13 protein-coding genes and 1 riboswitch are annotated in these 14,028 nt (G+C 47.7%); of the genes, 9 read left to right on the forward strand and 4 right to left on the reverse strand.

Features of this window, described 5'->3' with window-relative positions:
- The first annotated feature begins 34 nt into the window (after positions 1 to 34).
- Together BN1002_RS02040 and BN1002_RS02045 are read left to right on the forward strand one after the other, a co-directional pair.
- On the forward strand, positions 35 to 1,018 hold the full coding sequence (locus BN1002_RS02040; RefSeq protein WP_048827674.1) for a Gfo/Idh/MocA family protein: 984 nt from the start codon (positions 35 to 37) through the stop codon (positions 1,016 to 1,018).
- Positions 1,019 to 2,139: 1,121 nt separating this feature from the next.
- Positions 2,140 to 3,159 carry a 4Fe-4S binding protein gene (locus BN1002_RS02045; protein ID WP_048823388.1) on the forward strand — a complete coding sequence of 340 codons (1,020 nt, stop codon included), beginning with the start codon at positions 2,140 to 2,142 and terminating at the stop codon, positions 3,157 to 3,159.
- Between the two features lie 137 nt (positions 3,160 to 3,296).
- Here the strand turns inward: BN1002_RS02045 and BN1002_RS02050 are convergent, their stop codons facing one another.
- Both BN1002_RS02050 and BN1002_RS02055 read right to left on the reverse strand, forming a co-directional pair.
- A complete protein-coding gene (locus BN1002_RS02050) occupies positions 3,297 to 4,391 on the reverse strand; it encodes a diguanylate cyclase (RefSeq protein ID WP_048823389.1) in 1,095 nt (364 codons plus the stop codon).
- Between the two features lie 199 nt (positions 4,392 to 4,590).
- On the reverse strand, positions 4,591 to 4,839 hold the full coding sequence (locus tag BN1002_RS02055; protein ID WP_148362713.1) for a hypothetical protein: 249 nt from the start codon (positions 4,837 to 4,839) through the stop codon (positions 4,591 to 4,593).
- A 227-nt stretch (positions 4,840 to 5,066) separates the two neighbouring features.
- On the opposite strand from BN1002_RS02055, the gene BN1002_RS02060 reads away from it, so the two are divergent.
- The 6 genes from BN1002_RS02060 to BN1002_RS02085 all read left to right on the forward strand — a co-directional run bounded on the left by BN1002_RS02060 (position 5,067) and on the right by BN1002_RS02085 (position 10,454).
- Positions 5,067 to 6,299: a DEAD/DEAH box helicase gene (locus BN1002_RS02060; RefSeq protein ID WP_048823391.1), complete on the forward strand. Its 1,233-nt coding sequence runs from the start codon at positions 5,067 to 5,069 to the stop codon at positions 6,297 to 6,299.
- Positions 6,300 to 6,527: 228 nt separating this feature from the next.
- The gene (locus BN1002_RS02065; protein ID WP_331386284.1) at positions 6,528 to 6,944 is read left to right on the forward strand and encodes an RNA polymerase sigma factor; all 417 of its coding nucleotides are present in this window, start codon (positions 6,528 to 6,530) and stop codon (positions 6,942 to 6,944) included.
- On the forward strand, positions 6,913 to 7,581 hold the full coding sequence (locus BN1002_RS02070) for a hypothetical protein (RefSeq protein ID WP_048823393.1): 669 nt from the start codon (positions 6,913 to 6,915) through the stop codon (positions 7,579 to 7,581). Before BN1002_RS02065 ends, BN1002_RS02070 begins: the two co-directional genes overlap by 32 nt.
- Before the next feature lie 76 nt (positions 7,582 to 7,657).
- Positions 7,658 to 9,145 (forward strand): amidase family protein, encoded by a 1,488-nt coding sequence (locus BN1002_RS02075; protein ID WP_048823394.1) that lies wholly within the window; start codon positions 7,658 to 7,660, stop codon positions 9,143 to 9,145.
- A gap of 82 nt (positions 9,146 to 9,227) precedes the next feature.
- Positions 9,228 to 9,362: a hypothetical protein gene (locus tag BN1002_RS24330; RefSeq protein ID WP_269429778.1), complete on the forward strand. Its 135-nt coding sequence runs from the start codon at positions 9,228 to 9,230 to the stop codon at positions 9,360 to 9,362.
- Between the two features lie 109 nt (positions 9,363 to 9,471).
- A riboswitch (cyclic di-GMP riboswitch) is annotated at positions 9,472 to 9,556 on the forward strand.
- Between the two features lie 43 nt (positions 9,557 to 9,599).
- The gene (locus BN1002_RS02085; protein ID WP_148362714.1) at positions 9,600 to 10,454 is read left to right on the forward strand and encodes an amidase; all 855 of its coding nucleotides are present in this window, start codon (positions 9,600 to 9,602) and stop codon (positions 10,452 to 10,454) included.
- Between the two features lie 88 nt (positions 10,455 to 10,542).
- Here the strand turns inward: BN1002_RS02085 and BN1002_RS02090 are convergent, their stop codons facing one another.
- Both BN1002_RS02090 and BN1002_RS02095 read right to left on the reverse strand, forming a co-directional pair.
- The gene (locus BN1002_RS02090) at positions 10,543 to 12,054 is read right to left on the reverse strand and encodes an FAD-dependent oxidoreductase (protein ID WP_048823397.1); all 1,512 of its coding nucleotides are present in this window, start codon (positions 12,052 to 12,054) and stop codon (positions 10,543 to 10,545) included.
- A gap of 133 nt (positions 12,055 to 12,187) precedes the next feature.
- Entirely contained in the window at positions 12,188 to 12,376 is a 189-nt protein-coding gene (locus tag BN1002_RS02095; RefSeq protein WP_048823398.1) for a hypothetical protein, read from the reverse strand.
- A gap of 142 nt (positions 12,377 to 12,518) precedes the next feature.
- Between BN1002_RS02095 and BN1002_RS02100 the strand changes: the two genes are divergently transcribed.
- On the forward strand, positions 12,519 to 13,667 hold the full coding sequence (locus BN1002_RS02100) for a trans-sulfuration enzyme family protein (protein WP_048823399.1): 1,149 nt from the start codon (positions 12,519 to 12,521) through the stop codon (positions 13,665 to 13,667).
- The last annotated feature ends 361 nt before the right edge of the window (positions 13,668 to 14,028 follow it).

The following is a 14,028-nucleotide window of genomic DNA, read 5'->3' on the forward strand; positions in this document are numbered from 1 at the left end:
AATAGAAGAAAAACGAAAGCAGGTTGGGTCCATGATCAAATTTGGCACAGTAGGTACGAGCTGGATTACAGCGTCGTTTATATCCGCCGCACGATTGAGTGGGAAGATGGAGCTGAAGGCCGTTTATTCCCGGTCGCGGGAAAAGGCCGGAAAGTTCGCAGCAGAAAACAAGGCACCTCTCATCTTTACAAACCTCGAAGAGATGGCGGCCAGTCCGGAAATCGATGCAGTCTATATCGCATCGCCGAACTCGCTCCACTTTCAGCATGCCATTCTTTTTTTGCAAAATAAAAAACATGTCCTTTGCGAGAAGCCGATATTCTCAAATGTGGCTGAACTGGAAGAGGCATTTCGAATTGCCGAGGAAAATGGTGTTTTTCTAATTGAAGCCATCCGCAATATGCATTCTCCGAACCTTGCCGTGCTGAAGCGGAAACTTGGCAGGGCAGGAGTGCTTAGAAGCGCAATCTTTCCGTACATATCATATTCCTCCAGATACGATTTTGTTTTGAAAGGCGAGGAACCGAATATCTTTTCTGCAAAATTTTCCGGCGGTGCACTAGTGGATCTCGGCGTCTATCCGCTGTTTTTGGCGGTTGCCCTTTTTGGCAGGCCCAAAGGAGTTTCTTATTCACCGGTTATTCTGCCGACCGGAGTGGATGGCGCTGGGACGCTAGTTCTTACCTATCCGGGCTTTGTCTGCACAATCATGTGCTCGAAAATCTCTGATTCAACCATTCCATGTGAAATCCACGGTGAAAAAGGGACATTCATCCTCGGAGATGCGGCTCCCATATCGTCAATTACCTTCCATGACAGCCGGACAAAGGAGCGGGAGGACATTGGCGGCCAGCAGGAGGAAGAGGACATGATGTATGAGGCAGTGGAGTTTGCCCGGATCATAAAAGAAGCGGACCGCGAAGCATATAAGGAACTCAAGCAGCTTAGCCGGACGGTCCTGGAAATAACCGAACAAGCCAGGCTGCAGAATGGGATTGTTTTTGAATGTGAAAAATAGGAATTGGATTGAGAGAAGACGGGCAAGGTCAAATTAAAAGATAATAACTGATCATGCGATTGAGCAGCCCTTAGTCCAGCTATTGCGGATGAGAGGGCTGTTTATTTTGCTGGAGATAAAATAAAGAGCCCGAAGCTCTAGTTGCCTGAAGCCGTTCGGGTACTAAGTCTTCGTTTAGAGCCCGGAGCCCTGATTGCCAGAAGTCATTCGGTCACTAAGTCCTCGTTTAGAGCCCGAAGGCCCGGCTGCCTGAGATCGTTCGGGCGCTAAGTCTCCGTTTAGAGCCCGAAGCCTTGGCTGCCAGAAGTCGTTCGGGCACTAAGTCATCGTTTAGAGCCCGAAGCCCTGTTTGCCTGAGGTCGTTCGGTCACTAAGTCATCGTTTAGAGCCCGAAGCCCTGGTTGCCTGAGGTCGTTCGGTCACTAAGTCATCGTTTAGCGCCCGAAGGCCTGTTTGCCTGGTGTCGTTCGGTCACTAAGTCATCGTTTAGCGCCCGAAGCCCTGTTTGCCTGAAGTCGTTCGGTCACTAAGTCATCGTTTAGCGCCCGAAGGCCTGTTTGCCTGAGGTCGTTCGGTCACTAAGTCATCGTTTAGCGCCCGAAGCCCTGTTTGCCTGAAGTCGTTCGGTCACTAAGTCATCGTTTAGCGCCCGAAGGCATGTTTGCCAGAAGTCGTTCGGTCACTAAGTCATCGTTTAGCGCCCGAAGCCCTGTTTGCCTGAAGTCGTTCGGTCACTAAGTCATCGTTTAGCGCCCGAAGGCATGTTTGCCTGATATCGTTCGGTCACTAAGTCTTCGTTTAGAGCTCGAAGGCCTGTTTGCCTGATATCGTTCGGTCACTAAGTCTTCGTTTAGAACCCGAAGGCCAGGTCGCCTAGTGTTGTTCGGTCACTAAGTCTTCGTTTAGAGCCGAAGTACCTGGGCGCCTTTCCCGGTAGCCCTCGTTAACCACACGAATCAGATGTTGCCGTCAGCTGCGACAAATGTTAAGGCAGCCTGATATGTGAGCGAAATCCAGTTTGTGACAGTTTTTCGACATCGCCAACTATGTTATCTATATCACATACTTGCCAATTTCTATTCTTTATAGTGGATGTATAGGAATGAAACGGAGTGATTTGTATGGCTGTGCTGAAAAAGTATTATAAGCGAGTGAAAAGGCATCCGATTCAGTACACCCGGATGGCTGTCCAGATTGTATTTGCATTGTTTCTCCTCTTCATCGGGGTGAGGTTTTACCAATTTTACGCCCACTTCAATTCGATGGGTTTGGATCCACTAGTATCAAGGCCGCCTGCGGTTGAAGGTTTTTTGCCGATAAGCGCCCTTGTTGCCCTGAAAGTCTGGATTACCACAGGCATTTTTGATCCGATCCACCCGGCAGGACTGGTGCTGTTTGCCTTCTTCATTGCCTCGGGTTTTTTCTTCCGGAAAGCTTTCTGCGGTTGGATGTGTCCGATTGGCACGTTTAGTGAATGGCTTGCCAGGTTTGGAAAAAAGCTGTTTAAGCGGAATTTCGATGTCCCGAAATGGCTGAAATGGATCCTAACGCCAATCAAATATTTGATTTTGCTCATCTTCCTAAAGATGATTGTCTTTGATATGCCGACCTTTTTTGCCATTGACTTCATGGCTGGCGATTACAATAAAATTTCCGATGTGAAGATGATGCTGTTCTTCCTCAATATCGGCGGGCTCGGGCTGAAGGTAATTCTTGTCCTCATTGTGCTTTCGCTGTTTGTAAAGAATTTCTGGTGCCGTTTCTTATGCCCGTATGGCGCATTGATTGGGCTCGGATCCGTTTTTGGAATTACGAAAATCAGGCGCAATCAGGATTTGTGCATTGATTGCAATGCCTGTACGCGAGTATGTCCGCAGCGAGTGACAGTATCAAAAGTGAAAACAGTAAAAACACCGGATTGCACCGCCTGTATGTCCTGTGTCGAAGTCTGCCCTGTCAAAGATGCATTGAATATGACCGTGGCAACTAAAAAGGTCAACAAATGGGTCATCCCGGCCGCCTTCTTCGCAACCTTCTTCATCGTCATTGCCATCGCCAAACTAACCGGACACTGGCATACGATGATCACCTACGAAGAATGGCGCAATCTCATTCCGAACATTTACAACATCGGACACTAAAATTGCAAATTGCAAATCACAAAAACAAATTGAAAGTCGCAAAACAAAAAAGCCTGCCCGATACATGTCGGGCAGGCTCTTTAAGCAGGGGAAAAATTCCACAAATCCGAAAGAAACGTCGGAATCATCCCTTTGCCTCAGCAAACTCGGTCGCGGCCGAGTTTTTTTGCGAGATAGAGTTGTTTGTCTGCTTCTTCAATTGTTTCTTTCAGGCGGTCCAGGCCGGGCAGTTCGGCCACCCCGATTGACAAAGAAAGGGTGATGGGCGCCATGCCCGGTCCCGTGGGGATTACGGGCATTTCCTTGATGGCTTTGCGGATGGAGTCAAGTTCCTGGCGGACGGACAGGGTACGTTCAGCGGCCATGAACAGGATGAATTCGTCTCCGCCGTACCGGGCGATGAACATATCTTTTTTGCAATGGTCCAATAGGACTTTGCCGACATTCTGGATGGCGGCATCTCCAGCTTGATGGCCAAGCGTATCATTTATTATTTTAAAACGGTCGACATCGATCATAGCGATATACATCCGTTTTTCTCCGGGAGAAAACTGTTCAAGCTTTTCATCGAATTTCCTCATATTGTACAATCCTGTAAGCGGGTCGCGTTCAGCGAAAAATTGCAGTTTCTTTAATGCCTCAAGATGGCGCCTGCCAGTTAAAGCGAAGAAATACATAATCAGAAAAGCGGATAGTAGCGATCCTAAATGCATCAAAGCAATTCCACCGGGCAATGCAAGCCGGATTTTTGCTGAAAGCAGATCGGAAGCCACCCAGGAAAAGGTGATGGCTCCTAAAAGTAATGCAGGGATATGTTTTTTGTCGCGCCAAATATACGCAATCATTGAAATGATTGACGGCAGAATTATACCAAATAGAACGCCTTGCACGGCGGTTGGCCCGCCGAGGCCCAGCCTGTAAAGAGAAGTAATGATTACTACCGGGATTACATATTTCCAGCCATGGAAGATTCCGAGCAACAGTAAAGGAACAATCCGCAAATCAACCCGGTGTCCATTTGTCAGAAAAGGAAAATAAAACATGGCAATGACAGAAACAGTTACAATTACAATATGTAGAGCAGGAAGAAAAACCTTGTTGATTTTTTTTTCATGGCTCAAGTGATATAAAGTATTAATGGATAAATGCATCAGCAGCAAAATGCCGAGATTGGACAGAAAAGACTGAAGAATAGGTACCCCTCCATTCGATAGACTAATTATAATATACAACCGAAAGGAGATAACCGCTTTTTCCGGGAAAACCTATGAAAAATTAATGAACAATACTTTTCGTAGGCAGCTAAAGTGATAAAAACTATTGCTGATGGAGCAAATTGTTTTCAAAGGCGAACTAAAAGCCATTGCTCTAAAAGGGACGAAAGGGTTTTCGATGGCAAAATAAAAACCAGCCTCTTTACAAAAAGGCTGGTTAAGCAATCTTTTTTCTGAGTATAAGCCAGTAGGAAGCGATTCCTCCGATAATTAAGACGCCCGCAATGCCGGGAAGGATGAAGGCTCCGAAGCCGTTTGGAGAATCGGATTCCGCTTTGACAGTATGTTTCGGGGTCTCACTGCCCGCGGCAAACTGCTGGGAGGCAGTTAAAGATGTCGTTGCAATTGCTTTATTAGATATAAATAGGAACAGAAGTCCTACAACAATTAAAGTTTTCTTTATCATTATTTTCAACTCCGATATAGTAATATCGTACACAATATATTTTATCATCGATAGTCGGTGAAGAGGCCCTCCCCCTTCGTTTGTTCACAATAGTGTCATATTTGTCTTGACAAAACTGACAAAATTAGAACGCCAATCAAATTAGTAACCACTTTTTAATTTGAATGGATTTATGGACGGGAAATCCCTATAATGAAGTCAATCCACACGTGATGAAGGAGCAATTTATGCTAAATATAAACGAAACATTCAAGCCTTATATAAATGAAGTATGGAAAAATTCTGGTTTCAGCCAGCCAACTTCTATCCAGGAAGCAGCCATTCCAGCTATTTTAGAAGGAAGGGACCTGATTGCTGAGGCGCCAACCGGAACAGGAAAAACACTCGCATACCTTTTGCCGGTACTTGAGAAAATTGACAGTTCAAGCATGGGGCTCCAAGCAGTGGTGCTCGCTTCCAGCCAGGAACTGATCATGCAAATATATGGGGAATTCCAAAAGTGGTCGGAAGGAAGCGAAATCCGGGGGGCGACATTCATCGGCGGGGCCAATGTCAAACGGCAGCTGGAAAAGCTGAAAAAGAAGCCGCATATCATCTTTGGAACGCCCGGCAGGCTGAATGAACTGATAAAACAGAAGAAAATAAAGATGCACGAAGCAAAAACGATCATCCTTGATGAAGCTGATCAGCTTTTAGTCCGTGAACATTTCGGTCCAGTCCTCGATATTGTTAAATCGGCTCTTAAAGATTGCCAGGTTGTCCTGTTTTCGGCAACAATGAAGCTGGAAACGGAACAACTTGCGAAAAATCTCACTAGGGATCCAGAAATAATCCGAATTAAAAGAGATGAAACAATCGGCGGAGGAAAGGTCGAATACATTTATTTTTCATGCGAGCCGAGGGAGAAAATGCTCCTGCTTGAAAAAATCGCCCGGCTCGAGGGGAGTAAATCCCTCGCTTTTATCAATGACATAACGGAAATCCCTGTCATGGCGGCAAAGCTTCAATTCAAGGATTTGCCCGTCGGCCTGCTTCACAGCGAGCTTGGCAAAATGGAACGCCAGAAAGCTGTCCGCGACTTCCGCGAGGGAAATATCAATATGCTTATCGCAACTGATGTGGCGGCCAGGGGACTCGATATCCAGGGCGTGACCCAGGTAGTTCATGTTGACTTCCCACGAGATTTTGACCAATTTATCCACCGCTCCGGCAGGACTGGCAGAATGGGAGCAGACGGGACAGTCATCTCCCTTGTTACCGAACGTGAGGAACGCGAGTTGAAGGTTTTTGCCAGGAAGCTGGGCGTCCCGGTTGAAAAAAGGATTTTTTATAAAGGCAAAATTGCTGTTGAAGACATCAGGAATCTTGAAAGAGGGCCGGAGCGTAAGGGCGGACAAAGGAACAAGCCGCAGAACAGGCCGGCAGCTTCAGCGAAACGCCGACCGAAAAAAACAACATAAAAATAAATTTACCCCCGGGAACCATTTCCGGGGGTAAAATTTTTGAAAAGTTGATACAAATTCCATTCCCAAACGACTTATTAATAAAGAGAGGGGGCTGTTGGATATAGACCGTCTGCAATTTGAGAAACTCTATGATTTTTATTTCAAGGATGTATACCATTTTGCATTGTTTTTTACAATAATCGCCAGGAAGCGGAGGACATCACCCAGGACACATTCATAAAGGTGATGAAAAACTTCAGTCAATTAATGGACACTGATAATCCGAAAACGTGGATACTTTCAATCGCTCGGAATACATGCATGGATGTATTCAGGAAACAGAAATTAATCAGCCTTTTGCCTAAAAGGCTCTCTGGCCGCCAACAGGAAAACATCGATTCAACGAAAAAAGCGGTTATTAATCGAGAGAACTGGACCGAATTGCAGGTAGCCCTTTTGAAATTGAAGCCGGCTTATCGAAGTGTGGTCATTCTCAGGGCTCTAAAGGAAATGAGCACAAAGGAAACAGCGGAAGTTCTTGGATGGTCCGAGTCAAAGGTTAGAGTGGATTATCACCGCGCCTTAAAGAAGCTTAAATGGGATTTGAAAATTCAGGAGGGGTGGGTAGATGATGAAGCATCAGGCATCGCACCAAAATGAACACGGGTTTCTTCTCGATTTGGCAAACAGGCCAGATCTTGAACCTGACCCGCAGTTTGTTCACTCTTTAAAGAAAAGGCTAGTTAATGAATTTCCAGCTGCCCGGCGAAAGAGGTTCCCGGATTTAAAAGGGGGATTGGGCATTTCGGCGCTTTTATTTCTTGCAATCCTGCTCGTCCTTTCACAGGCTCCGGATAAGGAAATCACCCAGCCAAAAACAGCTGAGCATCCCAAAACAGTTGAACCGATTAATGCACAAGCACTGATTCATGAACAACCTTATTATCGCGCTGTATATGAGAAGGTGTTTGAATCAACCGAATCCCAGGAAGGATCCGAAAAATTCATTCTCTATCTGCATGCAATGAAGCAAGGGAATAGGAGTGAGGTGGAAAAACTCGCCTTTTCCCCTGAGCGTGAAGAAGAGCTTTCAGAACTGATGGCTTATTACTCGAAAATCGATTATAGAACGTTATCGGTAGCGGAAATCATTCCAAGCCAGGCGGAACCGAGCTTTGAAATCTTGCTACAATTCAACATGGAAGATAGCGGTACAATTGTACAGCGGACCGTGCATCTCAATCTGATTGATGAACAAACCATCAATATTTACGAACCGGAAGCACGGGAGAATTAATTATTGTCAAAAAAGGATTCTATTGCCGGCGTCACGAATTTTTAAGTGAACGAGCAAAGGAAATGGGGGCATTATTTTGCAAAATCCTAAATTAAAGAATTTACACGATACATGGCTTGAGGAAGCGACCATCGCTGACTTGCAGGGAAAAATGGCTGAGGGCAGCCTGACATCCAAGGAGCTTGTCCTCATGTACCTCTACCGGATTTCCCAGTTGGACAGAAAAGGCCCTGAGTTGAAGTCTGTTCTCGAAATCAACCCTGACGCAATCCAGATTGCTGCCGCCTTGGATGCCGAGCGCGAGCTGAAAGGCCCGCGGGGTCCGCTGCATGGCATCCCGGTTCTTCTGAAGGACAATATTGACACAGGGGATAACATGCACACGAGCGCTGGTTCAAAGGCATTGGCCGACTCTTATGCGCTGAAAGACTCTGAAGTTGCAAGAAGGCTCCGTGAGGCAGGGGCGGTGATTCTTGGCAAAACAAACATGACCGAATGGGCGAATTTCATGGCGATTGGCATGAAAAGCGGCTATAGCTCAAGAGGCGGCCAGACATTGAATCCATACGGGCCAGAACGGTTCGATGTGGGCGGATCGAGCTCAGGTTCGGGCGCCGCGATTGCCGCGAATTTCGCCGCGGTGGCGGTTGGAACGGAAACGTCCGGTTCAATCCTGGACCCATCCGCGCAAAATGCCCTTGTCGGAATTAAGCCGACAGTCGGCCTCATCAGCAGGAGGGGCATCATTCCAATTGCCCATACCCAGGATACAGCCGGCCCAATGGCGCGGACGGTCAAAGATGCTGCCATTTTGCTGACAGTCCTGTCAGGGGAAGATCCGGAGGACCCGGCAACGCTTGCCAGCCGTCTTCCTGGATTCGACTTCACCGTCTTTTTGGAGAAGGGCCTGTCAGGAAAGAGGCTTGGCTTCGCACGCGAGCATTATGTTGAACAAGCTGGCGAGAACAGAGCAGCGGTCGTTGAGAAGGCAATCGATAAACTGAAGGAACTCGGCGCTGAAATCGTAGAAATCTCGATCCCTTCCGCAAAAAAGCAATGGGATTGGGAAGTGCTGACGTTTGAATTCAAAACCGGTTTGAACGCCTATCTGAAAGGGCTCGGTCCAGCGGCAAAAATCCGTTCGCTTGCCGATGTCATTCAATTCAACACGGAAAATGAAGCAGAGATGCTTAAATATGGGCAGGAAGTGCTGATTGGGTCTGAAGCGACGAGCGGAGGATTATACGAAGAAGCATACGTCCATTCCCTCGAGTTTAATGAATATCATGCGAAGGAAAATGGCATCGACTTTGTACTGGCTGAGCACAATCTTGATGCGATTGTTTTCCCGCACACGGAGGGAGCGGATATTTCAGCGCGAGCCGGCTATCCATCCGTCGTTGTACCAGCGGGTTATACAGAGGAAGGAGAGCCTGTCGGCATCACATTTGCCGGGACGGCTTGGAGTGAACCGGATCTGATCCAGTTAGCCTATGCATTTGAGCAGGAAACCTTCTATCGGAAGGCGCCTGATTTTGGCAAAATTACCACCGGCCTGGAATGAAGGGTTGAAAAATTTCCCGGGATGAAATCGGCAACCCTGGCCTACACTAAGAACACTTCCTGATGAAGGAGATGTGTTTACGATGGGCAGAAAGAAACTCGGAAACCGGAATGCGCAGGTTAACAATAACAAGAAGGTTGGCAAGACGAGTTCGGAGCTGGTGAAGTTTACGACCGGGCAGGACAGGGTCATCCGCAACCGCCCGAATGATGACTAAGAGGAAAAGGCCGCCCATCCATGGGGCGGCTGTTTATTTTGCTAAAAATTGCCACACATTCTAGTTCATTTGGTCTATTTTTCCTGTTCCACAATCCCGTTATACTGGAGAAAGATAAAGGCAAACCTGCCGAAAGACAGGGACGCAAAGCGATGGGCCTGCCCGGGAAACCGAATGGCTGCCACGCCGCCGGACTTCTTTTTGGATGTCTGGGGACATTTTCAAAAAGGAGAGAAAATGATGCTGCGTAAAACTTTTTTATGTGCAATTTTATTGTTATTGGCGGCGGGAACATTGGGGAATTCATTTGTACAGGCTGAGGGGACGCCTCGGGCAACCTGGCTTTGGAACACAACTCTGATTGAAACCCAGCCGGATGAAGTGCTGGCTTTCCTCGGAGAAAATAACGCCAATCAGGTTTACCTCCAAATCAACCGAAACATCAGCATCACTTCATACAAACAATTCATCGCCAAGGCTTCGGCGCTGGGAATAAAAGTCCATGCCCTGGATGGAGCCCCGAACTGGGTGTCCGGTTCCGGAACAACTTATCTGAACCAATTGATGGGCTGGGTGAAAACGTATCAGGCTGAAGCCTTGCCTGCGGAGAAGTTTTCCGGCATCCACCTGGATGTAGAGCCGTATTTGTACAGCGGGTGGACTTCCAATTACAAAGCCACCGTTCTGGCCTATCAGAACTTGCTGTTGAATGCGAAAAGCCAGGCACGACAGCTTGGATTGCCGATTGGCGCGGATATGCCTTTCTGGTTCGATGAGCATTCCTACAATAATAAAATCGGAAAAGGGAATCTTGCCAACTGGGTAATCCAAACGGTCGACTCCCCAACCATCATGGCGTACCGCGATACTGCGCCAGCGATCGCCAATATTATCAGTACTGAACTCCAGATGGCCAACGCCGCCGGCAAAACGCTGATTATTGGCGTCGAAACGGGCGCAACCTCAGAAGGGGATTTCATTACATTTTACGAAGAAGGCAAGGCTTACATGGAAGGGGAACTCGCGCAGGTCGGAGGGAATCTGACTTTCGCAATCCACTATCTTGAAAGCTGGATGGCGATGAAGCCATAATATAGAGGAACAGCCGTACATGGGAGTGCGGCTGTTCTTTTTTGCAAAAAAATAAGGCAATCCTAAAAGAATTGCCTCATCCGCTAAATTAACCTTTAAGTTTCTTTAGCGATTCAATCGCTGGACCCTCAATGACATCGCCGTTGTACGCAAAGCGCGAACCGTGGCACGGACAGTCCCATGACTTCTCGGCGCTGTTCCACTCACATTCACAGCCGATATGGGTACATGTCGTGTCAACAAGATACAGCTTCCCGGTTTCATCCTTGTAGCCCCCGGCGCGCTTTCCATCAACCAGGACAACGCCCCCTTCGCCAACCTCAAGATCATCCAGGCTCTTCGGAATGTATTCCAGCTTCCCTTTCACAAGATGGCCTGCCACTTCCGCATTGAAGGTGACCGCTTTCTTCAGAGACGGGTCAACCTCGAACCTTGATGGGTGGTATAAGTCCTTATATGGGCTTTCTCGATTCAACACATAATCAGTTAAAATATGGCCGGCGAGTGTACTTGTCGTCATTCCCCACTTTTTATAACCGGTCGCGACAAGAATCGTTTCCTCACCATCCTTCAACGGTCCAATGTACGGCAGTTTATCTAGCGTATCCATGTCCTGCGCCGACCAGCGGTACGTATAGTCGCCGTTTCCGAAGACTTGCCCGCTGAAGTCAGACAGCGCCTGATAATGCTTTTCCGTATCCTCGTCTTTGCCCGTCCGGTGGTTCTCCCCGCCGATAATCAGCAGCTTCTCCCCGTTATGCGGGGTATAGCGGATCGACCGCGTCGGAGAATCCTCGCTGATGTACATTCCCCCGGGATATTCCTTGTCCGACTTCACTCCAATCGCATAGGAGCGGGAGGCATACATCCTTGCGAAGTAAAGGCCCCGCTTGTCAAAAAATGGCCAATGGGAAGCAATTATCACATGGTCGCAAGATATTTTCTGGCCGTCCTTCGTGTGCAGGACCGTTCCGCCTTCAACCGTGATATCCTTGGCGACTGTATTCTCGTACACCTGGCAGCCGGCATCCACCGCTTTTTTCAAAAGGGCTCGTAAATATTTCAGCGGATGGAACTGGGCCTGATCCTTCATCACCAAAGCGTTCTTCACTTCAATATCGAATGGGATGCTGCCGCGTAGCTCGCTTGGAATGCCAAGCTTCTTATAGGCTTCCGCCTCGGTCTCGATTTTCTGCTTGTATTCATCCGTCACCGAATAAATGACTGCGTCCTGATCGCTGAAATCGCAATCGATGTTTTGCTCCGTGACCGTCCTGCGGATGAATCCAAGCGCGTCACTATGTGATTCATAATAAAGCTTTGCATTCTCCTCGCCGAAATGGCTGATCAGTTCATCATAAAGGAGACCGTGCTGTGCAGTGATTTTCGCTGTTGTATGTCCGGATGTCCCGTTGAGCACACTGCCAGCTTCAATGAGGGTGACTTTTTTTCCTTGCTGAGTAAGCAAATAGGCGGTCGTAATTCCGGTCATCCCGGCGCCGACTATGACGACATCTGTGGAATGATCACCTTCCAGCCTGTTGAACTTGGGCAATTCAATCTCCCGCCAATAAGACCTTGGATACTTTTGTCCGCTCATGTTTTTCCTCCTTCTGGGCCTGCATTCTTCTTTGCAAAAGTCTAGTCAAAGTTCACTTTATTGTTCCCTGTTTTGGAAAAATAACTCTAATTTCCTTTTGCTGAAAATAAAAAATGACCTTCTTGGTAAGAGGTCATTTTTCACATGAAAATGAATAGCTAAGCGCCAAAAAACTAGTTTCCACAACCGGGCTGCCGCCAACTTCATAGCATTTATCTGTGGCAAAATTAATTTCTTTATAATGAAAGTAGGACTGCGAGCCAGTTAGAAATAGGAACCCCGCTGCTGCTGTCCCAATCAGTATGATTATTTTCTTCCTCATGTCCATCCCCCTTTTCAAAAGTATACCAAATATATCCTTACGATTGGGCTGGTTCAGTATTTCGCTTCCCGTAATATTCCCGTTGACGGCGCTTGCCGGGGCTGATATACTCACCAACATAAATAGGAAGAAGGTGGCTGAAGTGGCAAGGGAGTTTGAAACGAAAGTATTGCATGGGGACAAAAAAGTGGAACGTAAAATCAAGAGCAAGGTAACGCCAATCTACCAAACTTCGGCTTTCACATTCAAGGACCTCGATGAACTTGAAGGCTTTTACGAGGGCAGCGGCCATTATTTATATTCGAGGGTCGGCAATCCGAACACGGACGAGCTTGGGGCGGCCGTGGCCCGTCTGGAAGAGGCACCAGCGGGTGTCGCTGCGTCATCTGGGCTTTCAGCCATCCTCGCGGGGGTTCTGGCTGCGGTCAAAAGCGGGGAGCACATTATTGCCGCTGATGACGTATATGGCGGCAGCTATCATATGCTGAAGGAAGAATTGAAGGATCTCGGCATTGAAACGACCTTTGTTTCGTTTACCGACCTTTCCAACGTGGAAAAAGAGATTCGCGATAATACCCGCCTCATTTATACGGAATCAATCACAAATCCGCTCCTCCGCGTCGAGAATCTAGAAGCTGTCATTGATTTTGCAAAAGGGAAGGGCTTGCTGACACTCGTTGACAATACTTTCGCAACGCCGCTTCATGTCCGCCCGTTTGAACTTGGCGCTGATCTTGTTGTTCATAGCGCGACGAAATATATTGGCGGCCATAGCGACGTTACTTCGGGTGTCGTCGTCGGCAGAGAAGATTTGATTGCAAAAGCGGGCAGTAAAATAGCAAATCTTGGCTCTAATCTTAGCCCATTCGAGGCTTGGCTCACCGTTCGCGGCCTAAAGACGCTCGCGCTCCGGATGAAAACCCAGTCCTCGAATGCAAGGAAACTCGCACTGGCGCTCAAGGATCATGCCGATGTTAAAAAGGTCTATTATCCTTTCGACCAGGGCGGTGAGGATGGCTTTGGCGCCATGGTAACCGTCGAGCTTTCCGAAAAGGCTGATATGAATGAATTTTTCCGGGCACTTTCATGGATTAAAATCGCTCCGACTTTGGCGGGCGTTGAATCAACCGTGTCCCATCCCGAAGTCACCTCCCACCGGGCTCTTTCGCCGGAAGCCCGCGCCGCTTTAGGGATTAACCGCCAGGTCGTCCGCATCTCGGTCGGCATTGAACACGCAGATGATATCATCAGCCAGTTTGAGGATGCCATCCGGGAATCGGTTCGCAAGTAAATGATATGGACGCCCCCGTTTTTTCATATAACGGGTTATGCTTTCGAGTAACTTAATTCGAACACAAATTAGCATAGCGGGTTCAATTATAAAAACTTAATTCGATTACACATTAGCAGTCCAATTCACAACTGAATTGGACTGCATCTTTTTGTTGGTATATTGGTGCACACGCCCCGTGGGTTGGTGCATACCCTAGTTGGGTTGGCGTACACGCCCCGTGAATAAGCGCATTTCCTGGTTGAAATGACGCATACCCGGTTGGAATGACGCATAGCCGGAGGGCATGGCGCACACCCCAGCGGAATTGGATAATAAACCAGCGAAATTGGATAATAAACCAGCGAAATTGGATAATAAA

Origin of the sequence: Bacillus sp. B-jedd (assembly GCF_000821085.1) — a bacterium.
In the GTDB taxonomy this organism is placed as follows: domain Bacteria; phylum Bacillota; class Bacilli; order Bacillales; family Cytobacillaceae; genus Bacillus_D.